This window comes from Mycobacterium sp. MOTT36Y (assembly GCF_000262165.1).
GTDB lineage: Bacteria > Actinomycetota > Actinomycetes > Mycobacteriales > Mycobacteriaceae > Mycobacterium > Mycobacterium intracellulare.
On the sequence record NC_017904.1, the window covers coordinates 1610350 to 1634597 of the forward strand.

Sequence of the window (24248 nt, forward strand, 5' to 3'; positions counted from 1 at the left end):
TACAGGAGAGGACAGCGCCATGGCCGTGATGACGGGTACACCCGGGGCCGAGAAGTCCGGCCGCGCCTACGACGAGATCGACCTGTCCTCGCGGGCGTTTTGGTCCACGACGGCGGCGGATCGCGAACGCTCCTTCGCCGTGCTGCGCGCCGAGCGCCCGGTCAGTTGGCATCCTCCGGTCGAAGACTCGCTGATGCCCGACCCCACCGATCCCGGCTTCTGGGCGGTCACTCGGCGCGCCGACATCGTCGCGGTCAGCCGCAACAACGACGCCTTCCTGTCCGGCCAGGGGGTGATGTTCGAGAGCATTCCCGTCGAGCTGCTCGAGGCGTCGCAGTCGTTCCTGGCGATGGATCCGCCGCGGCACACCAAGTTGCGCAAGCTCGCCCACGCCGCGCTGAGCCCGCGGCAGGTGCGCCGCATCGAAGACTCGATCAAGGCCAACGCCAAGACCATCGTCGAAGAACTGCGGACCGCCGGCAGCGGTGCGGATTTCGTCGACCACTGCGCCAAGGAGCTGCCCATCCGGACCCTCTCGGACATGATGGGAATCCCGGAATCCGAGCGCGAGCGCATGGCGCACGCCACCGACGCCCTGGTCTCCTGGGCCGACCCGGAATTCCTCAACGGACGTCCGGCGATGGAAGTCCTGGTCGAAAACCAGCTGTACCTTCACCAGGTCGTCGGCGCCCTGGCCACGGAACGCCGCGAGCGCCCGGGCGATGACCTCATCAGCAGCCTGGTGACCGCCGAAGTCGACGGGGACCGCCTGGAAGACGCGGAGGTGGCCGCGTTCTTCGTGCTGCTCTCGGTGGCGGGCAACGACACCACCCGCCAGACCATCAGCCACACGCTGAAGGCGCTCACCGATTTCCCCGACGAAAAGGCTTGGCTTCTCCACGATTTCGACAACCGGATCGGTACCGCCGTGGAGGAGTTCATCCGGTGGGCGACCCCGGTCATGACCTTCCGCCGCACGGCGGCGACGGATATCGAGCTGGGCGGTCAGACCATTCTGGCGGGGGAGAAGGTGGTGATGTTCTACCCGTCCGGCAACTGGGACACCGACGCGTTCGACCATCCCGAACGCCTGAACCTGGCGCGCGACCCCAATCCGCACGTCGGTTTCGGCGGTGGCGGGCTGCACTTCTGCCTCGGCGCGCACGTCGCCCGCGCGCAGCTGCGCGCCATCTTTCACGAGCTGTTTCGTCAGCTGCCCGGCATCCAGGCGGGCGAGCCGACGTACCTGGCGGGCAATTTCGTGCACGCCGTGCGCAGCATGCCGTGCACCTTCTAATGCGTTGTCAGCGGCGATAACTCGTCGGCAAGCAGCGCGAGCAGTTCGGAGCAGCCGCCGTCGACCTTCACGGTGGCCAGGTCGTCGCCGCGGGTGCTGCCGCGGTTGATGATGGCGACCGGGATGCCCAGGGCGGCCGCGTGCCGCACGAATCGATAACCGGAGAACACCGTCAGCGACGACCCCGCGACCAGCAGCGCGTCGGCCTCGTCGACCATCCTATAGGCCGCTGCCACAACGTGTTTGGGAACGCTGTCGCCGAAATAGACGATGTCGGGTTTGAGCATGCCGGCGCAGCGCGCGCAGTCGAGGTAGCGGAACGACGCGGTATCGGCGACGACGGCGTCGGCGTCGGGAGCCACCGCCAGCCCGCCGATCGCCTCGGCGCGCTCGATGAATCCGGGGTTGAGCGCCTCCAGCTGTTCGGCCAGCGCCGCGCGGCTCGTCGTGTGGCCGCAGCTCAGGCAGATCACCCGCGCGTAGGTGCCGTGCAGGTTGATGACGCTGCGGCTGCCGGCCTTGGTGTGCAGCAGGTCGACGTTCTGGGTGATGACGCCGGTGACCACCGACGCGTCCTCGAGCGCCGCCAGCGCCCGATGGCCCGCGTTGGGCAGCGTGTCGGCCATGTGCCGCCAACCGACGTGGTTGCGCGCCCAGTACCGCTGCCGAAACGCCGCGTCGCCGGTGAACTGCTGGATGGTCATCGGGTTGCTGGGCGGTGAATCGGGCCCGCGGTAGTCGGGGATGCCGGAATCGGTCGAGACGCCCGCGCCCGTCAGCACCGCGATCCGGCGCCCGGCCAGCAGCGTGACCAGCTCGGGGGATTCTGCGCGGGAGACGGTCACCTGCCCAGGGTACGGATCAGGCCGGGTCCAGGCAGTCCGCCGCGGTCGTGAGCTCGGCGGACATGTTCTGCTCCATCATCTTGCAGGCCGCCGCGCCCAGGTCGGCGTCGATGTGGGCGACCGCATCGGTCGGGATCACGACGGGGAAGTGCCGCACGTACGCGTCCAGGGCCGTGTACAGGATGCATTGCTCGGTGACCTGGCCGGTGATGATCAACCGCTTGGTGTCCAGCCGGCTCAGCAGGTACGCCAGCGCAGTCGAATAAAAGGCGCTGTGGCGGACCTTGGTCATCAGCCGGCTGCCTTCGGCCGGCGCGATCGGCTTCACCAGATCGGGCCGCGCGCCGTCAAGCGCCGAGCGGACGATCCCGGAGAACTCGGCGGTGAAATCGCCGTAGTTGTCGTTGACATAGATCAGGTCGACCTCGTCGGACGTGCGTGCCCGCCGGACCAAATCGGTCAAAGGCTCGATGATCTTCTCGACATTGGGTATTAGATCGTCAGCGTCGGGATGTTGATAGGTATTCATCATGTCGACGACCAGGACCGCTGTGTCGCTCATGGCGTTGGGGATACCCGGCGGCGAGGAGTTGACACCCCCGAGGCGACAATGGAAGGGCGATGGACTTTTACAACGCTTACAGCCAGGGCTTTGCCCGCGTCGCCGCGTGCACGCATCACACCGTCATCGGTGACCCCGCGGCGAACGCCGAGGCGGTCCTGCGGATGGCCCGGGAGTGCCACGACGACGGCGTAGCGCTGGCCGTTTTCCCGGAGCTGACGCTGTCCGGTTACTCCATTGAAGACATCGTCCTGCAGGACCTGTTGCTCGACGACGTCGACAGGGCCGTCGCGGACATCGTCGCGGCCTCCGCCGAGTTGTTGCCGGTCCTGGTGGTCGGCGCGCCCGTCCGCCACCGGCACCGCATCTACAACGCCGCCGTGGTCATCCACCGCGGCGAGGTGCTCGGCGTGGCGCCGAAGTCGTACCTGCCCACCTATCGGGAGTTCTACGAGCGCCGCCAGATCGCGCCCGGCGACGACGAGCGCGGCACCATCCGGCTCGCGGGGGTCGAGGCGCCGTTCGGTCCCGATCTGCTGTTCGCCGCCTCCGACGTGCCCGGCCTCGTGCTGCACGTGGAGATCTGCGAGGACATGTTCGTGCCGATTCCGCCCAGCGCCGAGGCCGCGCTCGCGGGTGCGACGGTGCTGGCCAACCTTTCCGGTAGCCCGATCACCATCGGCCGCGCCGAGGACCGCTGCCTGCTGGCTCGTTCGGCCTCCTCTCGTTGCCTGGCCGCCTACGTGTATTCGGCTGCGGGCGCGGGCGAATCGACGACCGATCTGGCCTGGGACGGGCAGACCATGGTGTTCGAAAACGGTGTCCTGCTGGCCATGTCCGAGCGCTTTCCGATGGGGGAGCGGCGCAGCGTCGCCGACGTCGACCTCGAATTGCTTCGCTCGGAACGGCTCCGGATGGGCACGTTCGACGACAACCGGCGCCACCACCGGACGACGGCGGAGTCGTTCCGGCGCATCGAGTTCCGGCTTGACCCGCCTGGCGGCGACATCGGGCTGTGGCGTGAGATCGAGCGGTTCCCCTTCGTGCCCGCCGACCCGCAACGGCTGGAACAGGATTGCTTCGAGGGCTACAACATCCAGGTAGCCGGCCTCGAACAGCGTTTGCGCGCGCTGGATTTCCCGAAGATCGTCATCGGGATATCCGGTGGGCTGGACTCGACGCACGCGTTGATCGTCGCCGCGCGGGCGATGGACCGCGAACAACGCCCGCGCAGCGACATTCTGGCGTTCACCCTGCCGGGCTTCGCCACCGGGGACCGCACCAAGCGCAACGCGATCGAGCTGTGCCGCGCCCTGGGTGTGACGTTCGCCGAGATCGACATTCGCGAGACCGCGCAGCTGATGCTCAAGGAGATCGATCACCCGTTCTCGCGCGGTGAGAAGGTTTACGACGTCACCTTCGAGAACGTCCAGGCCGGCTTGCGCACCGACTACCTGTTCCGGCTGGCCAACCAGCGCGGTGGCATCGTGCTGGGCACCGGCGACCTGTCCGAGCTGGGCCTGGGCTGGTCGACTTACGGTGTCGGCGACCAGATGTCGCACTACAACGTCAACGGCGGCGTGCCCAAGACGCTGATCCAGCACCTGATCCGCTGGGTGATTTCCTCGCAGCAGTTCGAGTCGAAGGTCAGCGAGGTGCTGCAGTCCGTGCTCGACACCGAGATCACGCCTGAGCTGGTTCCCAGCGGCGAAGAGGAAGAGCTGCAAAGCAGCGAGGCGAAAGTCGGCCCGTTTGCGCTGCAAGACTTTTCACTGTTCCACGTGCTGCGGTATGGATTCCGGCCGTCAAAGATCGCGTTTCTGGCCTGGCATGCGTGGAGCGATTCCGAGCAAGGCAACTGGCCGCCGGGATTTCCCGAAGACAAGCGTCCGTCGTACTCGCTCAAGGAAATCCGGCACTGGCTGCAGGTATTCGTGCAGCGGTTCTACTCGTTCAGCCAGTTCAAGCGTTCGGCATTGCCCAACGGGCCCAAGGTGTCGCACGGCGGCGCGCTGTCGCCGCGGGGTGACTGGCGCGCCCCCTCGGACATGTCCGCGCGCATCTGGCTCGACGAGATCGAACGCGAAATCCCCGAGGACTAGGTGTAACCCTTCGACAGGTTGTGAACGGCGTGGTGAGCGGAAGTAGGTGAGGACCTCCGGTATCGGTGTGGTTACCACACACACCCCGATTACCGAGAGGTCCTCATGTCCCACGCTAATGCCTGTTTGACCCCACGTGGCCGGTTGCGGCTTGCTCGTTGTGTCGTCGATGACGGTTGGACGTATGCCCGAGCCGCTGAGCGGTTCCAGTGCTCGACGGCCACGACCAAGAAATGGGCCGACCGTTACCGTGCCGGCGGGCCTGAGGCCATGGTCGACCGCTCCAGTCGCCCACATCGCAGTCCAGGTCGGCTTTCTCAGCGTCGGGAGCGGCGGATCATCAAGGTGCGCTTCACGCGGCGCTGGGGCCCGCATCGCATCGCCGCCTACCTGCGGCTGGCCCGCTCGACGGTGGAGGCGGTGCTGCGCCGTTACCGCATGCCGTTGCTGCGCCATCTCGACCAGGCCAGTGGGCTGCCGGTGCGCCGGGCCAAACCGCGCCGTTATGAGCATCCGCACCCGGGGACCTGGTCCACCTCGACATCAAGAAGCTGGGCCGCATCCCCGACGGTGGCGGGCACCGCAAACTGGGACGGCAAGCCGGTCGACGTAACCGCAGCGGTGTGGGGTATGCGTTTTTGCACCATGCCGTCGATGATCATTCGCGGCTGGCCTACTCCGAGATCCTCACCGACGAACGCAAAGACACCGCAGCCGGGTTCTGGTTGCGGGCTAACGGGTTTTTCGTCGATCACGGGATCACCGTCAGGCGTGTGTTGACTGACAACGGAAACTGTTATCGGTCAAAGGCTTTCACTGATTCTCTCAGCGCGAAGATCACCCACAAACGCACCCGCCCGTACCGTCCTCAGACCAACGGGAAAGTCGAGCGGTTCAACCGCACCCTGGCCAGCGAATGGGCCTACGCGCAGACTTACCTGTCTGATGCCGACCGCGCGGCGACTTATCAGGACTGGCTGCACTACTACAATCACCATCGACCCCACACCGGCATCGGCGGAAAAACACCCATCGACCGCCTACGCGTTCACAACCTGCCAGTGAAGAACAACTAGGGCGCGGCCGCCGCGGGCAAAGCGGCTAGGACGCGTTCTGAAGCGCCTTGTCGATCGCCTCGGCGTCCGGTGCGCAATCACCGGCGCCGGGAACCAGCGTCGCCAGCGCGCCGGCCGCGCAGGCGCGGCGTAGCGCGAGTCGCCGCTCACCCGCCGAGCCGGGATTGGGCGGCCAGTTCGCGGCCAGCACACCGGCGAACACGTCGCCGGCGCCGGTGGTGTCCACCGCGTCCACCGCGGGGGAGGGCACCGAGTACTCGCCGTCGGCGCCGGCGTAGCGCGCGCCGCGCGAACCCAGGGTGACCACCAGGTGTGCTGGGCGCCAAGGCCATTCGTTGGCCTCCTCTTCGTTGGTGATCACCACGTCGGCGGCGGCCGCCAGCTCGCCCAGCGAAGCGGGATCCTGGCCGGCCGGTGAGGCGTTCACGACGACGACCGCTCCGGCCGACCGGGCGTGTTGCGCCGCCGCGATCGCCGTGTCGACCGGAATCTCCAGCTGGGTCAACAGCACATCGCAGTCGGCGACCACGCCGCGCGCGCGGTCATCGGTCAGCGTGAACCGCCCGTTGGCTCCCGGCGCCACGACGATGGTGTTCTCGGCGTTGGCATCGACGACGACGACGGCGGTGCCGCTGGGCCCGGGGATTTCCACGGCCCCGTCGAGCCCGACACCGTTGGCCCGCAGGTGGGCGCGCAACTGCTCGGCGGCCGGGTCGTCGCCGACGGCCCCGACGAACTGCACGCGCGCGCCCGCGCGCGCGGCTGCCACCGCCTGGTTGCCGCCCTTGCCGCCGGGGGCTTGTGTCATCGACGACGCCAACACCGTTTCGCCGGGCCGCGGGAGGGCGCCGACGCCCAGCGACAGATCGATGTTCACGCTGCCCACTACGCATACCCCTGCCATGGGGCCCGACGTTAGTAGCGTCGCGATGGCGATGCACACGTGGGGCACCGGCGCTTTGACGCCCAATCGCGTCACGGCAAACGCATCAATATCTCGGCGTGCGCGCGCTAGTCTGCTGCGTGAGGAGCTGGATCCCGAGAAAAGGGGCAGGCAATTGACGACCAGCGAGCTAACCGATGCCGCACCCCGCATCGAACCCGGCCCGGCTCACCAGCCCGTCACGCGTACGCGCCAGCCGCGCAGCCGTTTCCGGTTCGGCATCCAATCCAAAATCCTGATCACCATGCTGCTCTCGAGCATTTTGGGCGTCGCGGTGATCGGTCTCATCGGAGCCGTGTCCGGCCGCACCGCATTGCGGGAAGTCGAATCCGAACGGCTCATCGAGATGCGCGAGTCCCAGAAGCGGGCAGTGCAGGCGTTGTTCAGGGAGCTGACGAGTTCGCTGATCGTGCAAAGTGGCGGTTTCGGCATCAACGAAGCGACGGCGAACCTCAGCACCGCCTTCGCCCAACTGGCCAACGCGAACATCACGCCGGCCGAAGAACAGACCCTGGTCAATTACTACGAAAACGACATGATCAAACCGATCAAACGGATCACCGGTAACGCGATCGATCTCAAGGCGGTGCTGCCGAGTTCCAACGCGCAGAAATACCTTCAGGCGCACTACACCGCGGCGCCCAGGCCGACGGCCGACTCGCCGCCCGCCGAGGACGCCGGCGACGGCAGCGCGTGGTCGGCCGCCAACGCCCGCTTCGACTTTTTCCTGCGCGGCATCGTCACGCGTTTCGATTACCGGGATGCGCTCCTGCTGGACATGCAGGGCAACGTCGTCTACAGCGTCATGAAGGGTCCGGATCTGGGGACCAACATTCTCACCGGTCCCTATCGCGGATCCAACCTGCGTGGCGCCTACCAAAAAGCCGTGGCGTCCAACGATGTCGACTTCGTCTGGATCACCGACTTTCAGCAGTATCAGCCGCAACTGGACACCCCCACCGCGTGGGTGGTGTCGCCGGTCGGCATGAACGGCAAATTCGAAGGGGTCATGGCCCTGCCGGTGCCGATCGGGAAGATCAACACGATCATGACCGCCAACAAGCATTGGGAAGCCGCGGGGATGGGTCCGGCCACCGAGACCTACCTGGCCGGCCCCGACGACCTGATGCGTTCCGACTCAAGGGTATTCATCGAAGACCCGAAACAATACCGGCACGAGGCCATCGAGGCCGGCACCCCGCCCGACGTCGTGGACCGGGCCCTGCGGCTGGGGGGCACCACGTTGGTCCAGCCGGTGCCGACCGCGGGTCTTCGCGCCGCGCAGCGCGGGGAAACCGGCGTCATGAGCGCCACCGACTACACGGGCAATCGAGAGTTGGAAGCCTACGCGCCGCTGGACATCCCCAACTCCGATCTGCACTGGTCGATCCTGGCGACCCGCGACAACTCCGACGCTTTTGCGCGGCTGGGCCGGTTCAGCAAGAACCTCGTGATCGCAGTCACGGCAATGATTTTCGCCATCTGTGTGGCCTCGATGTTCGTCGCCCAGGCGGCGGTGCGCCCGGTCCGGCGCCTCGAGGAGGGAACCCGAAAGATCAGCTCCGGCGACTACGACATCAACATCCCGGTGCGCACCCGCGACGAAATCGGCGATCTCACGGCGGCTTTCAACGAGATGAGCCGCAACCTCGCGATCAAGGAGGAGCTGCTCAACGAGCAGCGCCGCGAGAACGATCGCCTGATGCTGGCCCTGATGCCCGAGTCGGTGCTGCAGCGTTATCGCGAGGGCGAGGAGACCATCGCCCAAAAACATCAGGACGTCGCCATCATCTACGCCGACATCGTCGGCCTCGACGAAATGTTCACCGAGATGCCGGAAGACGAATTGGTGGGCACCGTCGACGAACTTTTCCGGCAGTTCGATTCGGCCGCAGAATCCCTTGGTGTCGAACGGATCCGCACGTTCCACAACGGTTATCTCGCCAGCTGTGGGGTCGTCACCCCGCGACTGGACAGCATCCACCGTGCCGTGGACTTCGCCCTCGAAATCGGCCGCATCATCGATCGGTTCAACAGCCAAAGCCGCCATCAGCTGGGCCTTCGCGTCGGCGTCAACACCGGCAACGTGGTCAGCGGATTGGTGGGCCGCTCCGGCCTGGTCTACGACATGTGGGGCGGCGCGGTGAGTCTGGCCTACCAAATGCACAGCGGCGCACCGCAGGCCGGCATTTATGTCAGCTCGCAGGTGTACGAAGCGATGCGCGATGTCCGGCAGTTCACTGCGGCGGGCACGATTTCGGTCGGCGGGACCGATCAGGCCATCTACCGGTTGCTGGAGCGGTGATGAACATCTTCGGCTCGTCATGGTTCTACTGGGCGGTCGGTATCGCGATCGGATTGCCGGTCGGGATGATCCTGCTGACCGAACTACACGATGCGCTGCTGCGCAGGCAAAGCCCCCTGGCCCGGCAGGTCGGATTGCTGCGCAACTACCTGCTGCCGCTCGCCGCGCTGTTGTTGCTCCTGGTTCAGGCCTCGGGGATTCCGGCCGGCGACATCCCGGTGCGCATCCTCACCACCGTGTTCGGCCTGCTGGTGGTGGTGCTGCTGTTGTCCGGGCTCAACGCGACCGTGTTCGAGCGGGCTCCCGAAAAGAGCTGGCGCAAAAGGCTTCCCACCATCTTCATCGACGTGGCCCGCATAGCGCTGATCTGCGTTGGCCTGGCGGTGATGTCGTCGTACATCTGGGGTGTGCGGATCGGCGGGGTGTTCACCGCGTTGGGCGTCACGTCGGTCGTCATCGGTCTGATGCTGCAGAACTCGGTCGGGCAGATCGTCTCGGGCCTGTTCATGCTGTTCGAGCAACCGTTCCGGATCGACGACTGGCTCGACACCGGCACCGCGCGCGGACGCGTCGTCGAGGTGAACTGGCGCGCCGTACACATCGACACCGGCAGCGGAATCCGGATCATGCCGAACGCGGCGCTGGCCACCACGTCGTTCACCAACCTCAGTCGCCCGCCCGGGCCGCACAAAGTGGCGATCACGACGACCTTCTCCGCCGCCGACGCGCCCGACCGGGTGTGCGCGGTGCTGTCGCGGGTGGCCCGGGCGCTGCCACAGCTCAAGCCCGGCAGCGTGCCTCGCTCGGTGCCCGTGGGCGCCGGCGAGTATCGCACGACGATCGGGTTGGACTCACCCGCCGACGCCGGCGCCGCGACGGCCACGTTCCTGCGGTGGGCCTGGTACGCCGCCCGACGGGAGAATCTGCACCTCGACGACGCCGATGACGACTTCTCGACGGTCGAACGCGTGGAGCACGCGCTGCACGAGGTGGTGGCGCCGGCGCTGCGGCTCAGCACCGAAGAACAGCGGTCATTGCGCTCCTCGGCGCGAATCGTCCGATACGGCACCGACGAGCTCGTGGAGGACGCCGGACAGGTGCCCACGGCGATGACGTTCCTGGTGGCCGGCCGGGTGCAGCTCACCGCCACCGCCGACGACGGGACGGTCGTGCCCATCAGCACCCTGTCCGAGGGGGCGTTCCTCGGACTGACGGCGTTGACCCGCCAACCCAACCTGGCCAGCGCGTATGCGGTCGAAGAGGTCACGGCGCTCGAAATCGACCGAGAACACATCGAGCATCTCGTGATGCGCGCACCGGCGCTGCTGCAGAACTTCGGCACCATCCTCGAGGAGCGGCGCAGCAAGGTGCGCACCGCCCGGCGCGGCGAGCGCGTCGGGTAGATCGGCCCGCGTCACCCGGGCTTTTGCGGCCGGATACCCTGGTTCAATGAGTCTGCAGGCACCATTGCGCAGCGGAGCGGCCCAACAGCGGGAGCCTGATTTGCGCCGGGAGGTGCACGACGCCGCCCGCCGCGCCCGCGTCGCCTCCCGTGTGCTGGCATTGTTGCCGACCGTCGCCAAAGACCAAGCGCTGCGCTCGGCGGCCGACGCCGTCACCGCCCACGCGGAATTGATCCTGTCCGCCAACGCCGAAGACGTCGAGGCCGCCCGCGCCGCCGGAACGCCGACCGCGATGCTCGACCGACTGGCCTTGGATACCAAGCGAGTTGAGGGCATCGCGGCGGGCCTGCGTCAGGTCGCCGGGCTCCCCGATCCCGTCGGGGAGGTGTTGCGCGGCTACACGCTGCCGAACGGGCTGCAGCTGCGCCAGCAGCGGGTCCCGCTCGGCGTCGTCGGAATGATCTACGAGGGCCGACCCAACGTGACCGTCGACGCGTTCGGCTTGGCGTTGAAGTCCGGCAACGCCGTGCTGTTACGCGGCAGCTCGTCGGCGACCCGGTCCAACCAGGCGCTGGTGCAGGTGTTGCGGGCGTCGCTGGTCAGCGAGGACCTGCCGGCCGATGCGGTGCAGCTGCTTTCGTCCGACGACCGCGCCACGGTGACGCATCTGATCCAGGCGCGTGGCCTGGTCGACGTGGTGATCCCGCGCGGCGGAGCCAACCTGATCAACGCAGTGGTCCGCGACGCGCAGGTGCCCACGATCGAAACCGGGGTCGGCAATTGTCACGTATACGTCCACGAGGGCGCCGATCTGGACGTCGCGGAGCGGATCCTGCTGAATTCCAAGACGCGTCGGCCGAGCGTCTGCAACGCCGCGGAGACGCTGCTCGTCGACGCCACGATCGCCGAGGAGGCGTTGCCGCGTCTGGTGACCGCCCTGCAAGACGCCGGCGTGACCGTGCATGGGGGCTTTTCCCAGGACGCACACGAGGACGATCTGCGGCGCGAGTACTTGTCGATGGACATCGCGGTGGCGGTGGTCGACGGTATCGACGCCGCGATCGCCCACATCAACGAGTACGGCACCGGCCACACCGAGGCCATCGTGACCACCAATATGGCTGCGGCGCAACGGTTTACCGACGCTATCGACGCCGCGGCGGTGATGGTGAACGCGTCCACGGCGTTCACCGACGGGGAGCAATTCGGTTTCGGAGCCGAAATCGGCATCTCCACCCAGAAATTGCACGCCCGCGGTCCCATGGGGCTGCCCGAACTGACCTCGACCAAATGGATCGCGTGGGGAGACGGACAGACGCGTCCGGCCTGAGATCCCCGTGCAGAAAGCGTTTTAGGAGAACCGATTGTGAGTGTGCCCGCCCGGTCAAAGCCGCTGTTCGAGGACATCGACGACGTCTCGCGGCGGTTGGCCGAGACCGGCTACCTGCCCGACACCGCCACCGCGACGGCCGTGTTCCTGGCCGACCGCCTCGGCAAGCCGTTGTTGGTGGAGGGCCCGGCCGGCGTGGGCAAGACCGAATTGGCCCGCGCCGTGGCCCAGGCCACGGGGTCGGGCCTGGTGCGCCTGCAGTGCTACGAGGGGGTCGACGAGGCCCGCGCGCTCTACGAATGGAACCACGCCAAGCAGATTTTGCGCATCCAGGCCGGCTCCGGGGACTGGGACCAGACCAAGGACGACGTGTTCAGCGAGGAGTTCCTGCTGCAGCGTCCGCTGCTGACCGCCATTCGGCGCACCGAGCCCACGGTGCTGCTCATCGACGAGACCGACAAGGCCGACATCGAGATCGAGGGCCTGCTGCTGGAGGTGTTGTCCGACTTCGCCGTGACCGTGCCCGAACTGGGCACGATCACCGCCGAGCGCACGCCCCTGGTGGTGCTGACCTCCAACGCGACCCGCGAACTGTCCGAGGCGCTCAAGCGTCGCTGCCTGTTCCTGCACATCGACTTTCCCAGCCCCGATTTGGAACGCCGCATCCTGTTGTCCCGCGTTCCCGAGCTGCCCGCACACCTGGCCGAGGAGCTGGTGCGCATCATCGGCGTGCTGCGCGGGATGCAACTCAAGAAGGTGCCGTCCATCGCCGAGACCATCGACTGGGGCCGCACGCTGCTCGCGCTGGGCCTGGACACCATCGACGACGCGGTCGTCGCCGCCACACTGGGCGTGGTGCTCAAGCATCAATCCGACCAACAGCGCGCGGCCGGCGAGCTGCGGCTTAACTAGGAACACCGCCATGGCCGCCCGCCGCATACGCCCCTCCCGGCCGCTCGCCCCGCACGGGCTGCCCGGGCACCTGGTCGGCTTCGTGGAAGCGCTTCGGGCAGCGGGGATTTCGGTCGGCCCGTCGGAGACGGTGGACGCCGGCCGGGTGATGGCCACCCTCGGTCTGGGCAACCGCGAGGTGCTGCGCGAGGGGATCGCGTGCGCGGTGTTGCGCCGGTCGGATCATCGCGAAACGTATGACGCCATGTTCGACCTGTGGTTCCCGGCGGCGCTGGGCGCGCGCGCGGTGGTCGCCGAGGACGAGGCCGACGACACCCCAGACGACAACGCGTTGCCACCCGACGACGTCGAGGCGATGCGCCAGATGCTGCTGGATCTGCTGGCCGACAACCCCGATCTGGCCGACATGGACGAGCGCCTGGTGGCGATGATCGCCCGCATCGTAGAGGCCTACGGGAAATACAGTTCCAGCCGGGGCCCGTCCTTCTCGTCCTACCAGGCGCTCAAGGCGATGGCCCTGGACGAACTCGAGGGCAAGCTGCTGGCCGGGCTGCTCGCCTCCTACGGCGACGAACCCACACCCACACAGGAGGAGATCGCCAAAGCCCTTGCGGCGCAGCGGATCACCCAGCTGCGCAAGATGGTCGACGCTGAGACCAAGCGGCGGACCGCGGAGCAACTGGGCCGCGATCACGTCCAGATGTACGGCATACCCCAGCTTTCCGAGAACGTCGAATTCCTGCGCGCCTCCGGCGAGCAGCTGCGCCAGATGCGCCGGGTGGTCGCGCCGTTGGCGCGGACCCTGGCGACCCGGCTGGCCGCGCGCCGGCGGCGCAGCCGCGCCGGGTCGATCGATCTCCGCAAGACGCTGCGCAAGTCGATGTCCACGGGCGGGGTGCCGATCGACGTGGTGCTGGCCAAGCCGCGCCCCGCCCGGCCCGAACTGGTGGTGCTGTGCGACGTCTCCGGCTCGGTCGCCGGCTTCAGTCACTTCACCCTGCTTCTGGTACACGCTCTGCGCCAACAGTTCTCGCGCGTTCGCGTGTTCGCGTTCATCGACACCACCGACGAAGTGACCCACATGTTCGGGCCCGAGGCCGACCTGGCCGTGGCCATCCAGCGGATCACCCGCGAGTCGGGCGTCTACAGCCGCGACGGCCATTCCGACTACGGCAACGCGTTTGCGTCTTTCGTGCAGGCGTTCCCGAACGTGCTCTCCCCGCGCACCTCGCTGTTGGTGCTGGGGGATGGCCGCACCAACTACCGCAACCCGGAAACCGAGCTGCTGTCGCACATGGTGACCGCCAGCCGGCACGCACACTGGCTGAACCCCGAGCCCAAGCATCTGTGGGGAAGCGGCGACTCGGCGGTGCCGCGCTATCAAGAGGTCATCGCCATGCACGAATGCCGGTCCGCCAAGCAGTTGGCCGCGGTGATCGACCAGCTGCTGCCCGTGTGAGGTCGCTGCTGCCCGTGTGAGGCCACGGCTGCCCGTGGGAGGTCCTGGCCGCACCTCTTGTCACACCAGTCACGGCAGTCTCCGTCCGAGACGACACTGCTTGCGCCCACCTCCGAGCGACAAGCCGGCCCGCCTCCGGTGTTGTCGCTCGGAGGTGGGCACAAGGCATGCGACCCCGAGCGGGGACTGATGGGGCGCATGTGACGACAGCTCGGACAGGCCCTGATCACCGCCTCAAGTAAGCTGGCACATCGTGCAAAAGCAGCTTCGCAGGTTAGGAGTGATGGGTGGGACGTTCGACCCCATCCATTACGGCCACCTGGTTGCCGCCAGTGAGGTCGCCGACCTGTTCGACCTCGACCAAGTCGTGTTCGTGCCCAGCGGCCAGCCCTGGCAGAAGGACCGCGACGTCTCCGCCGCCGAGGACCGCTATCTGATGACGGTGATCGCCACGGCGTCCAATCCCCGGTTCTCGGTGAGCCGGGTCGACATCGACCGCGCCGGCCCCACCTATACCAAGGACACGCTGCGCGACCTGCGCGCGCTGAACCCGGATTCCCAGCTGTTCTTCATCACCGGCGCCGACGCGCTGGAATCCATCCTGTCCTGGCAAGGCTGGGAGGAACTGTTCGACCTGGCCCGCTTCGTCGGCGTCAGCCGCCCCGGCTACGAGTTGAGCCACGACCACATCACCGGCGTCCTGGGCGAGCTCGCCGATGACGCGTTGACGCTCGTCGAGATTCCGGCGCTGGCGATTTCGTCGACCGACTGCCGCCGCCGCGCCGAGGAGCACCGTCCGCTGTGGTACCTGATGCCCGACGGCGTCGTGCAGTACGTCTCCAAGCGGCGGCTCTACAGCAAGCCGGGCGGCGAGGAGCCCAGGTGAGCGCCACGCGGGAAGCCATCGACATGGCGACGGTGGCCGCCGGCGCCGCCGCCGCGAAGCTCGCCGACGACGTCGTCGTCATCGACGTCTCCGCCCAGCTCGCCATCACCGACTGCTTCGTGATCGCCTCGGCGTCCAACGAGCGACAGGTCAACGCCATCGTCGACGAGGTCGAGGAGAAAATGCGCAAGGCGGGCTACAAACCCGCGCGGCGCGAGGGCACCCGCGAAGGCCGCTGGACGCTGCTGGACTATCGCGACATCGTCGTCCACATTCAGCACCAGGACGACCGCGACTTCTATGCCCTGGACCGGTTGTGGAGCGACTGCCCGGTGGTGCCGGTGGACCTGGACGAGCGCGGCGGGGACTCCGAAGACTCGAGCGCGCAATGAAGATTCGTCGGCTGATCATGTTGCGGCACGGGCAAACCGAGTTCAACGCCGGCAGCCGGATGCAGGGCCAGCTGGATTCCGAACTCAGCGAACTCGGACGGGCGCAGGCCATCGCCGCCGCCGAGGTGCTGGGCAAGGTGCAGCCGTTGCTGATCGTGTCGTCGGACCTGCATCGCGCCTACGACACCGCGGTCAGGCTGGGGGAGGTGACCGGCTTGGCGATCCGGGTGGATCAGCGGCTGCGGGAGACGCATCTGGGTGACTGGCAGGGATTGACCCATACCGAGGTCGACGCGCAGGCCCCCGGCGCCCGATTGGCCTGGCGCGAAGACGCCACCTGGGCCCCGCATGGCGGCGAAAGCCGGGTGGACGTCGCGGCGCGCAGCGTGCCGTTGGTCGCCGAACTGGCCGCCGCCGAGCCGGAATGGGGTGATCCCGACGGGCCGGACCGCCCGGTGGTGCTGGTGGCCCACGGCGGGCTGATCGCCGCGCTGTCGGCCGCGTTGTTGAAGCTTCCCGTCGGCAACTGGCCGGTTCTGGGTGGCATGGGCAACGCCAGCTGGGTTCAGCTTTCCGGCCATTCCGGCGACGAGGACGACGAATTCGAGAGCATCCGCTGGCGTCTGGACGTATGGAACGCCTCGGCACAGGTGTCCAACGATGTCCTCTGAACAACGTCCCACACTGCTGATCTTCGCCGACTCGCTGGCCTACTATGGCCCCACCGGCGGCCTACCAGCCGACGATCCCCGCATCTGGCCGAACATCGTTGCCGCCCAATTGGATTGGGATGTGGAACTGATCGGTCGCATCGGCTGGACGTGTCGGGACGTCTGGTGGGCGGCAACCCAGGACCCGCGGGCGTGGGCGGCGCTACCGCGCGCGGGAGCCGTCATCTTCGCCACCGGCGGCATGGATTCGCTGCCGTCGGTGCTGCCCACCGCGCTGCGTGAGCTGATCCGCTACGTGCGACCGCCGTGGCTGCGACGGTGGGTGCGCGACGGCTACGGGTGGCTGCAGCCCAGGCTCTCCCCGGTGGCCAGGCCCGCCCTGCCGCCGCACCTGAGCGCCGACTATCTCGAACAGACTCGTGGGGCAATCGATTTCAACCGCCCCGGGATCCCGATCGTGGCCTCGCTGCCGTCGGTGCACATCGCCGACACCTACGGCCGGGCCCACCACGGTCGGGCGGGGACCGTGGCCGCCATCACCGCGTGGGCGCAAAGCCACGATGTACCGCTGGTCGATCTCAAAGCCGCTGTCGCAGAACACGTGATGAACGGACGGGGAAACCCCGACGGAATCCATTGGAATTTCGAGGCCCACCAGGCGGTCGCGGAGCTGATGCTCAAGGCGCTCGCCGAGGCCGGCATCTCGAACGAGAAACCCCGCGGGTAGCGCTCGTGACTGTCGTGGTGGTGACCGACTCGTCGGCCCGTCTGCCGGCCGACCTGCTCGACAAGTGGGGGATACGTGTTGTGCCCCTGCACATCCTGCTCGACGGCACCGACCTGCGTGACGGCGTGGACGACATTCCGGGTGACATCCACAAGCTGGCGGCGACCACCGCGGCGGCGACCCCGGCCGAACTCGCCGACGCGTACCAACAGGCGCTGGCCGACAGCGGCGCCGATGGTGTGGTGGCCGTGCACATTTCGTCGGCGCTGTCGGGAACCTGCCGGGCCGCCGAGCGCACCGCGGCCGACCTGGATCCCAACGTGCGGGTCATCGACTCCAAATCGGCGGCGATGGGCACCGGATTCGTTGCCCTGGCCGCCGCCCGGGCGGCGGCCACGGGCGGTGACCTGAACACCGTCGCGGATGCTGCCCGCGAGGCCGTGGCCCGCGGACACGCCTTCATCGTGGTGCACCGGCTGGACAACCTGCGCCGCAGCGGCCGCATCGGGGGCGCCAAGGCCTGGCTGGGCACCGCGTTGGCGCTCAAACCGTTGTTGCGTATCGATGACGGGAAACTCGTTCTGGCCCAACGGGTCCGGACTATCAGTCACGCGACGGAGGCGATGATCGACCGGGTCTGCCAGGTCGTCGGCGACGGCACCGCAGCCCTGGCGGTGCACCACGTCAACAACCCGGACGGCGCCACCGAGGTGGCGACGGCGCTGGGCAAGCGGCTACCGGCGTGTGAGCCCGCGATCGTCACCGAGCTGGGACCGGTGCTGGCGCTGCACGTCGGCGCGGGCGCGGTCGCGGTGAGCGTGGCGCTCGCCGAAGCTTAGTGGCGATCGCAAGCGCGGCGTAGCCGGGCGCTGCGGGTCGCCACCATCGGCCTAGGCGCTGACCGGCCGTCGCGCGTTGTCGCCGCGCGGGTGAACAACCTGCGGCCACCAGAACCACCGCCCGAGCAGGGTAGCGATCGACGGCATCAGCAGTGTGCGCACGATCAGCGTGTCGAGCAGCAGACCGATGCAGACCGTCGACCCGAACTGACCGAGCACGCGCAGATCGCTCCCCAGCATGGACGCCATGGTGAACGCGAACACCAGACCCGCGGCCGTCACCACCCCACCGGTCCCGGCCATCGACCGAATGATCCCGGTCTTGAGGCCGTGATGGATCTCTTCCCTGAACCGGGACACCAGCAGCAGGTTGTAGTCGGATCCCACGGCCAACAGGATGATGACCGCCAGCGCCATCACGATCCAGTGGATATTGATGCCGAACAAATCCTGCCAAATCAGCACGGACAGACCGAAAGACGCCGCGATCGAGCTGGCAGCGGTGCCGACGATGACCAGCGCGGCCACCACGCTTCGGGTCAGCAGCAGCATGATCATGAAGATCAGCGTCAGTGACGCGATGACGGCGATCATCAGGTCGTACTTCTCACCGTCAGCCATGTCCTTGAACGTCGCGGCGGTTCCGCCGAGATACACCTTGGCGTCGGCCAGCGAGGATTGCTTCAGCGCCTCCTGCGCGGCGGTGCGTTCGGCCGCCACCCGTTCGATTCCCTCCGGCGTCATCGGATCGTCCTGGTGGGTGATGAAGAATCGCGCCGACTTACCGTCCGGCGACAAGAACATGCGCAGACCCGTCTGGAAGTCGGGGTTGTCAAAGGCTTCTGGTGGCAGGTAGAAGAAGTCGTCGTTCTTCGACTGATCAAAGCTCTGACCCATGACGATCCCGGTGTTGCTCATCGCCTCCATCTGGTCGATCATCGCCTTGAACGTCTGATAGAGCGTCAGCGTGATGCCTCTGGTCGTTTTCAAAGTGGCGATCAGCGTGGGAAACAGCTCGGTCAGGTCGCGTGACGCTTTGGCGGTGTGCGTGATGTCGGTCGTCAAATAGTGGAACTGCTCGGCCAATTGGTCGAACCCGTCGAACGTGTCGAACAAAGATCGCAGCCCGATGCACACGGGAATGTCGTAGCAGTGCTTCTCCCAGTAGAAGTACGTGCGGACCGGCCGGAACGTGTCGTCGAAATCGGCGATGTGGTCGCGCAGGCTGTCGGTGATCTGCGACGTCACCTGCGTGGTCTTGGCGCTGTCGTCGGCGGCGTTGGCCAAATCGAGCGACACCTCGTACTGGCGCTGCGTGGTGTCGATTTGGGTCTGCAAGTCATCAGCCATTTTGAGGATGTCGTTCATGCGCTCCTTGAGAAAGCCCATGTTCTGCATCGTCGTCTGGCTCTGGACGCTGTTCTGGAACGGAATCGAGCTGTGCTGAATCGGGATGCCCAGCGGCCTGGTGATGTCCTGAACCATGGCGATGCCGAGCGTGCGCATCTCGTTTTTCGCCACCCGGTCCAATACCAGCATGTCGGCCGGGTTTCGCATGTCATGGTTGGATTCGACCATCAACAAGTCGGGGTTCATCCGGGCCTCGGAGAAGTGCCGATTCGCGGCTTCTTGCCCTTGATTGGCGGGGGCTGACAACGGCAGGTAGTGACGGTCGTTGTAGCTGGGCTTGAAGCCCGGCAGTGCCACCATGCCGACCAGGACGATGGCGGCGCTGACGGCCAAAATCGGTGCGGGCCAACGCACTACCGCGGTGCCCACCCGGCGCCACAGTCGCCCTCGCTTCGCCTGCCTTTCGAAGAAGTGGAAGCGACTGCCGACGAAGACGACCGCGGGGCCGAGGGAAAGCCCGGCGAGCACCACGACCAGCATGCCGATCGCCACCGGCGCGCCCATGGTGTTGAACCAGGGCAGGCGGGTAAAACTCAGGCAGTAGGTCGCTCCCGCGATCGTCAGTCCGGAGCCCAGGACGACCGGGGCGACGCCCTTGAATGTGGTGTAGTAAGCCGTTTCTCGGTCCTCACCGGCGGCCAACGCTTCTTGATATCGCCCGACGAGGAAGATGCCGTAGTCAGTTCCCGCGGCGATCGCCAGCATGGTGAGGATGTTGGCGGCGAACGTGGTGAGCCCGAATGCGTTGTTATAGGCCAGAACCGCGACGACGCCCCGCGCACACGCCAGCGCCACGAAGGTCATGAAAAGCTGGATCAGCGTCGTGACGATCGACCGGTAGACCAGCAGCAGCATGATCGCGATCGCGCCCAGAGTGAACAGCGTGATCTTGGCCAGGCTGGCGTTACCGATGATGTGCATGTCGTCGGATAGCGCCGCGGGGCCGGTGACATAGGCCTTCACGCCGGGTGGCGCCTTGTTCTCATCGATCACCTTGCGGACGGCGTCCACGGAGTCGTTGGCCTGCGTGGTGCCCTGATTACCGGCGAGGTTCACCTGCACGTACGCGCCCTTGGCGTCGGCGCTCTGCGCTCCCGCAGCGGTCAGGCGGTCGCCCCAGAAGTCCTGGATGTGCTGGATGTGCGCGGGATCCTTGCGCAGGTCTCGGATCAGCTTGTCGTAGTACTTGTGCGCGTCCGGGCCCAGCGGCTGCTGACCCTCCAGGACGATCATCACGGTGCTGTTCGAGTTGAATTCGTGGAAGTTACTGCCCAGCCGCATCATCGCCTTCATCGACGGCGCGTCCAGGGGAGTCATCGGCGCCGAATGCGCCTCGCCGACCACTTCCAGGGAGGGGACCAGGACGTTCACCAAGACGGTGATCACTAACCAGCCCAGGATGATCGGGATCGCAAAGATGCGGATCGCGTGGGGGAGGTAGGGGCGGTGGCCGCGCTCGGCCTTCGACAGGCCGCGAGTGCTGATCGGGCCGGTGGCTGCGTCGTCTTCGGCGCTTCTGGCGCCGGAATCGGTCTCGTTGTTCACATTGCTCATGCGGACTTCACCAGGCAGAAGGTCTGGGCGTTATGGCCGTCGGAGTTCTGGTTGTCGCGGACGACGCCGTCCACGGTGATCTTGCAGTTGATCGTGGGGCCGTTGCTTTGCGCCATGATGTTGGCGCTCACCGAGGGCAACGTGGTCGAGATCGTCGTCGACCACGGCAGCGGCGCGTTGTCGACCTGATGCGTGTTGGCGTTCTCGTCCCAATAGTTGATGTTTGCCGTGGTGCCCGGGGCGCCGGAAATCTCGTAGACGACGACCTTCGGGTTGAACTGCACGATTTCGATCCCCTTGCCGGCGTTCGCGTTGAGATCTTCCGAGCCGAAGAGCTTGTGCAGCCGTGACACCACGAGTGCAGACAAAGCCAAAACGACCACCAGCAGCAGCGGGATCCACGCCTTTTGCAGCACGCGGGTCAAGACACCGGGGCGAGGACTTGATTTCGGATCAGCCATCACCCGACCGCCTTTCGCCCACCGCTTCGGGCCTCGCCGCAAAGCTCACCAACCATCGCCGACGACATCGATGTCAACGGAAAATTTGCTCAGCTAGGCATCCTAACCATAGTGCACGCAAGCGTTCCTCCTGGGGCGGCCGGCTGTGGCGAACGGCATAGGCCCTATCGGGCGAGCCGGCCGGTGACCGGCGGCAAATCCGCCAGCGTCACGATGCCCGGCCTGGCCGCCACCACCGCCGGGACGGCGTTGGTCACCGGCATCGCGGTGTAGATCATTCCCAATCCCATGAACCCGGGCTCCGTCCAGTCCTTGGGCGGCAGGCAGTGCAGAACCGTGCGCATGTTGGGCAGGCCGAACACCTGAATGACGTGCCCGTGCTCGAGTGGTTTGGGCGGGACGACATGGTTGCCCATGGTCCAGTTGAACCCGACGCTGACGACGTTGCGATCGCCGACCCAGCCGCGGTGGTAGCCGTAGACGCTGCCGACGGTTCCGGCGGGAATCTTCATGAACCCCAGATCCGAGTCGCCGGTCGCCGCGGTGAACGTGACGTCGAAGGTCATCTTGTCCAGCTTCGCGCCGATCTCGTCGGCCATCATCGCGGCCGACTCGGCGAAGACCTCGCTCTCCCGGCGCACACTGTCGGCCAGCCCCGGGGTGTCGGGGTCTTGCGAGAACCCCATGGCGGTTTGGGTTTCGGCCGATTCGTAGGTCGAGCAGTCCACCGACTCGGTGATGCGAATCTCGTCGACGCGCTCGCACGAGGCGGACAGCACCATGCCGACCATGTTGGTCATGCCCGGGTGCGCGCCGCTGCCGAAGATCGTCGAATTGCCGCGTCGGCAGGCGTCTTCGATTCGCTTGCGGTCCTGCGGCGTCTGCTTGCCGCCGGTGATCCAGGCCGCGCTGGTGCACACGTTGACCCCCGATTCCAGCAGCCGCACCAGCTCGTCGATGTCGGGCCACAACGGGTTGTAGCAACACGCGTCGGCGCCCAGGGCGATCAGCGCGTCGATGTCGTTGGTGGCCTGCACCCCGGTCGGCTCCGGCCAGCCCGCCAATTCGGCGGCGTCGACCCCGACCTTCTCCTCGCCGTGGGCGTACACGCCGACGAGTTCCATGTCGGGCCGCCCGATGATGGCGTGCAGCGAGCGCCGCCCGATGTTCCCGGTCGTCCACTGGATGACGCGTAGGGGACGGTCAGTGCTGGTTGCGCTCATCGTGGCTCCTTTGCCGCTGCGGGGGTGGAACCATTATGCGAAGCGCGCTACCGGCCGGCGCGCGCGCGTCCACCGGGCGGGCTCAGGCGTCCAAACGGGCGAATTGGTGTTGGCTGTACTGCTCCACGCAGGCGGCGCGCCGGATCTTGCCACTTGTCGTGGTCGGAATGGACCCGGGCGGTACCAGGACGAGGTCCCCGACATTCACGCCGTGGTTATTGGAAATCGCCGAGGTGACGTCGGTTTTGATGGAGGTGAGCCAGTGCCTGACGTCGTGGGTCTCCCCGCTGGAATCGCCACGCTTCTTCAGCTCGATGACCGTGACCAGCTTCTCGGTGCTGTTCACCGGCACCGAGATCGCCGCGACCCGACCACCCGTGATCTCTTGGACCGTCGCCTCGATGTCCTCGGGATAGTGGTTGCGCCCGCGGATGATCAGCAGGTCCTTCATGCGGCCGACAATGAACAGCTCGCCGGAGTGGATGAAACCCAGGTCGCCGGTCCTCAGCCAGGGACCGTCGGGCGTCCCCGGTGACGGGTCGACGAGCGTGGCGCCGAAGCATCGCTGCTCGGCCGGCGTTTTGCGCCAGTATCCGTCGGCGACGTTCTCGCCATGCACCCAGATCTCGCCGACCGCGTCGGGCGGGCATTCGCGGCTCGTCTCGCTGTCGACGATCCGGAGCATGGGCGACTGCGGCACCCGGTACTTGACGAGCGCCGTCGCTTTCGCGGTCGCCGTTCCCCTTCCGGGTGCGCACGGCCGAACGCGGCCCGCCCCGAGCTCTTCGGCGTCGAAGTGGCCCGCCGGCGCGGATTCACTCCAGGTGCCGGTCGCCACGAAGACGGTCGCCTCGGCCAAGCCGTATGAGGGACGCATCATGTGGTCCCGGAAATTGAAGTGCGCGAACCGATCCACGAAGCGGTGCAGGGTGGCCGCCTCGACACGCTCCGCGCCGCTGATGATGCCCAGCACGTCGCCGAGGTCCAGGCCGGCCAGGTCTTTGTCGGTGGTCTTGCGGGCGGCCAGGTCGAAGGCGAAGTTGGGCGCCGACGACCAGGTGTGCGGATGTTCGGCCAGCGTTCGCATCCACCTGGCCGGCCTCTCCAAGAACGCGACCGGACTCGTCAGCTCGGCGCGGTGGCCGCTCAGGATGGGCGCGCAGACGCCCAGCACCAGACCCATGTCGTGGTAGAAGGGCAACCACGACACGATCGTGGCCTCGGTCGGAAACTTGGTTCCGAAGTCCACGAAGAAGCTGCGCATCAGCTGTTCGAAATTGGCCTCGAGGTTTCGATGCGAAATCATCACCCCGGTCGGCGTTCGGGTCGAACCCGAGCTGTACTGCAAATACGCGACGGTCGGCAAATCATCCGTCGGAACGTTTGCTTCGCCCTCGACATCGAGGTTCATCGAATCGATTTCGACGATCTTGGGGACATCGTCCATGCGTGCCCGGTCGACGTATTCGGCGACATCCTCCGCGACGTCGGACGTCGTGAGAACCACCGACGGCGACGTGTCGGCGAGGACCGCGCTGACCCGCGCATCACTGGAACCGCGATGCGGCAGCGGCAGCGGCACGGCGATGAGCCCGGCCTGCATAGACCCCAGGAACGCCGCGATGTAATCCAGGCCCTGGGGCGCCAGGATCACCGCCCTGTCGCCGACCGACCCGTGCGGGCCGAGGTCCCGTGCCACATTGAGTGTGCGGCGCGAGACTTGCGACCACGTGAGCGTCTCGCGCACACCGTCCCAGTCGTGCTGGTAGTCGGTGAACGTGTAGGCAACGTCGTGGGGCCGCAGGCTGGCGCGTCCGTGCAGCATGGCGAGGATCGACGACTGAGACATAG

At 66.8% G+C, this 24248-nt stretch carries 19 protein-coding genes and 1 pseudogene; 13 read left to right on the forward strand and 7 right to left on the reverse strand.

Going from position 1 to position 24248, the window contains the following annotated elements:
- Positions 1 to 19 precede the first annotated feature (19 nt).
- On the forward strand, positions 20 to 1297 hold the full coding sequence (locus W7S_RS07670; RefSeq protein WP_008255221.1) for a cytochrome P450: 1278 nt from the start codon (positions 20 to 22) through the stop codon (positions 1295 to 1297).
- Here the strand turns inward: W7S_RS07670 and W7S_RS07675 are convergent.
- The gene (locus W7S_RS07675) at positions 1294 to 2142 is read right to left on the reverse strand and encodes an NAD-dependent protein deacetylase (RefSeq protein ID WP_014711132.1); all 849 of its coding nucleotides are present in this window, start codon (positions 2140 to 2142) and stop codon (positions 1294 to 1296) included. The two genes, W7S_RS07670 and W7S_RS07675, sit on opposite strands and share 4 nt — an antisense overlap.
- 16 nt (positions 2143 to 2158) lie before the next feature.
- Positions 2159 to 2704, reverse strand: coding sequence for a cysteine hydrolase family protein (locus W7S_RS07680; RefSeq protein ID WP_008255223.1), 546 nt, complete (start codon positions 2702 to 2704; stop codon positions 2159 to 2161).
- A gap of 59 nt (positions 2705 to 2763) precedes the next feature.
- Here W7S_RS07680 and W7S_RS07685 point away from each other — a divergent pair, with 59 nt between their 5' ends.
- On the forward strand, positions 2764 to 4806 hold the full coding sequence (locus W7S_RS07685) for an NAD(+) synthase (RefSeq protein WP_008255224.1): 2043 nt from the start codon (positions 2764 to 2766) through the stop codon (positions 4804 to 4806).
- Positions 4807 to 4911: 105 nt separating this feature from the next.
- Positions 4912 to 5882, forward strand: a pseudogene (locus W7S_RS07690) (IS481 family transposase).
- Between the two features lie 25 nt (positions 5883 to 5907).
- On the opposite strand, the gene W7S_RS07695 reads toward W7S_RS07690, so the two are convergent.
- Complete coding sequence (locus tag W7S_RS07695; RefSeq protein WP_080588112.1) at positions 5908 to 6786, reverse strand: ribokinase; 879 nt, start codon at positions 6784 to 6786, stop codon at positions 5908 to 5910.
- A gap of 154 nt (positions 6787 to 6940) precedes the next feature.
- On the opposite strand from W7S_RS07695, the gene W7S_RS07700 reads away from it, so the two are divergent.
- The 10 genes from W7S_RS07700 (at position 6941) to W7S_RS07745 (ending at position 17749) form a co-directional block, all read left to right on the forward strand.
- Positions 6941 to 9130 carry an adenylate/guanylate cyclase domain-containing protein gene (locus W7S_RS07700; RefSeq protein ID WP_008255227.1) on the forward strand — a complete coding sequence of 730 codons (2190 nt, stop codon included), beginning with the start codon at positions 6941 to 6943 and terminating at the stop codon, positions 9128 to 9130.
- The gene (locus W7S_RS07705) at positions 9130 to 10533 is read left to right on the forward strand and encodes a mechanosensitive ion channel domain-containing protein (protein WP_009953582.1); all 1404 of its coding nucleotides are present in this window, start codon (positions 9130 to 9132) and stop codon (positions 10531 to 10533) included. Before W7S_RS07700 ends, W7S_RS07705 begins: the two co-directional genes overlap by 1 nt.
- A gap of 46 nt (positions 10534 to 10579) precedes the next feature.
- A complete protein-coding gene (locus W7S_RS07710; protein WP_026071540.1) occupies positions 10580 to 11863 on the forward strand; it encodes a glutamate-5-semialdehyde dehydrogenase in 1284 nt (427 codons plus the stop codon).
- Between the two features lie 36 nt (positions 11864 to 11899).
- The gene (locus tag W7S_RS07715; RefSeq protein WP_008255233.1) at positions 11900 to 12775 is read left to right on the forward strand and encodes a MoxR family ATPase; all 876 of its coding nucleotides are present in this window, start codon (positions 11900 to 11902) and stop codon (positions 12773 to 12775) included.
- A 10-nt stretch (positions 12776 to 12785) separates the two neighbouring features.
- Positions 12786 to 14234, forward strand: coding sequence for a VWA domain-containing protein (locus tag W7S_RS07720; RefSeq protein WP_009953585.1), 1449 nt, complete (start codon positions 12786 to 12788; stop codon positions 14232 to 14234).
- A gap of 253 nt (positions 14235 to 14487) precedes the next feature.
- The gene (gene nadD, locus W7S_RS07725) at positions 14488 to 15120 is read left to right on the forward strand and encodes a nicotinate-nucleotide adenylyltransferase (RefSeq protein ID WP_014382188.1); all 633 of its coding nucleotides are present in this window, start codon (positions 14488 to 14490) and stop codon (positions 15118 to 15120) included.
- A complete protein-coding gene (gene rsfS, locus W7S_RS07730) occupies positions 15117 to 15512 on the forward strand; it encodes a ribosome silencing factor (protein ID WP_008255239.1) in 396 nt (131 codons plus the stop codon). The genes nadD and rsfS overlap by 4 nt, the downstream gene beginning before the upstream one ends.
- Complete coding sequence (gene gpgP, locus W7S_RS07735; RefSeq protein ID WP_008255240.1) at positions 15509 to 16183, forward strand: glucosyl-3-phosphoglycerate phosphatase; 675 nt, start codon at positions 15509 to 15511, stop codon at positions 16181 to 16183. The genes rsfS and gpgP overlap by 4 nt, the downstream gene beginning before the upstream one ends.
- Entirely contained in the window at positions 16173 to 16910 is a 738-nt protein-coding gene (gene octT / locus W7S_RS07740) for a diglucosylglycerate octanoyltransferase (RefSeq protein WP_008255242.1), read from the forward strand. The genes gpgP and octT overlap by 11 nt, the downstream gene beginning before the upstream one ends.
- A 5-nt stretch (positions 16911 to 16915) precedes the next feature.
- Complete coding sequence (locus tag W7S_RS07745) at positions 16916 to 17749, forward strand: DegV family protein (protein WP_014711134.1); 834 nt, start codon at positions 16916 to 16918, stop codon at positions 17747 to 17749.
- Between the two features lie 51 nt (positions 17750 to 17800).
- Here the strand turns inward: W7S_RS07745 and W7S_RS07750 are convergent, their stop codons facing one another.
- The 4 genes from W7S_RS07750 to W7S_RS07765 all read right to left on the reverse strand — a co-directional run bounded on the left by W7S_RS07750 (position 17801) and on the right by W7S_RS07765 (position 24246).
- Positions 17801 to 20713 carry an RND family transporter gene (locus tag W7S_RS07750; RefSeq protein ID WP_009953589.1) on the reverse strand — a complete coding sequence of 971 codons (2913 nt, stop codon included), beginning with the start codon at positions 20711 to 20713 and terminating at the stop codon, positions 17801 to 17803.
- Positions 20710 to 21174 carry an MmpS family transport accessory protein gene (locus W7S_RS07755; protein ID WP_172417500.1) on the reverse strand — a complete coding sequence of 155 codons (465 nt, stop codon included), beginning with the start codon at positions 21172 to 21174 and terminating at the stop codon, positions 20710 to 20712. Before W7S_RS07755 ends, W7S_RS07750 begins: the two co-directional genes overlap by 4 nt.
- Positions 21175 to 21338: 164 nt before the next feature.
- On the reverse strand, positions 21339 to 22397 hold the full coding sequence (locus W7S_RS07760; protein WP_009953591.1) for a dihydrodipicolinate reductase: 1059 nt from the start codon (positions 22395 to 22397) through the stop codon (positions 21339 to 21341).
- Between the two features lie 82 nt (positions 22398 to 22479).
- Complete coding sequence (locus W7S_RS07765) at positions 22480 to 24246, reverse strand: AMP-binding protein (protein ID WP_009953592.1); 1767 nt, start codon at positions 24244 to 24246, stop codon at positions 22480 to 22482.
- Positions 24247 to 24248: the final 2 nt, after the last annotated feature.

Bases quoted from the DNA above. Each gene is read 5' to 3' on its own strand.
- W7S_RS07765 (WP_009953592.1), bottom strand. From the start codon at position 24,246: ATGTCTCAGTCGTCGATCCTCGCCATGCTGCACGGACGCGCCAGCCTG.
- W7S_RS07710 (WP_026071540.1), top strand. From the start codon at position 10,580: ATGAGTCTGCAGGCACCATTGCGCAGCGGAGCGGCCCAACAGCGGGAG.
- W7S_RS07760 (WP_009953591.1), bottom strand. From the start codon at position 22,397: ATGAGCGCAACCAGCACTGACCGTCCCCTACGCGTCATCCAGTGGACG.
- W7S_RS07750 (WP_009953589.1), bottom strand. From the start codon at position 20,713: ATGAGCAATGTGAACAACGAGACCGATTCCGGCGCCAGAAGCGCCGAA.
- W7S_RS07705 (WP_009953582.1), top strand. From the start codon at position 9,130: ATGAACATCTTCGGCTCGTCATGGTTCTACTGGGCGGTCGGTATCGCG.
- W7S_RS07680 (WP_008255223.1), bottom strand. From the start codon at position 2,704: ATGAGCGACACAGCGGTCCTGGTCGTCGACATGATGAATACCTATCAA.
- gpgP (WP_008255240.1), top strand. From the start codon at position 15,509: ATGAAGATTCGTCGGCTGATCATGTTGCGGCACGGGCAAACCGAGTTC.
- W7S_RS07755 (WP_172417500.1), bottom strand. From the start codon at position 21,174: ATGGCTGATCCGAAATCAAGTCCTCGCCCCGGTGTCTTGACCCGCGTG.
- W7S_RS07685 (WP_008255224.1), top strand. From the start codon at position 2,764: ATGGACTTTTACAACGCTTACAGCCAGGGCTTTGCCCGCGTCGCCGCG.
- octT (WP_008255242.1), top strand. From the start codon at position 16,173: ATGTCCTCTGAACAACGTCCCACACTGCTGATCTTCGCCGACTCGCTG.
- W7S_RS07670 (WP_008255221.1), top strand. From the start codon at position 20: ATGGCCGTGATGACGGGTACACCCGGGGCCGAGAAGTCCGGCCGCGCC.
- W7S_RS07695 (WP_080588112.1), bottom strand. From the start codon at position 6,786: ATGGCAGGGGTATGCGTAGTGGGCAGCGTGAACATCGATCTGTCGCTG.
- W7S_RS07720 (WP_009953585.1), top strand. From the start codon at position 12,786: ATGGCCGCCCGCCGCATACGCCCCTCCCGGCCGCTCGCCCCGCACGGG.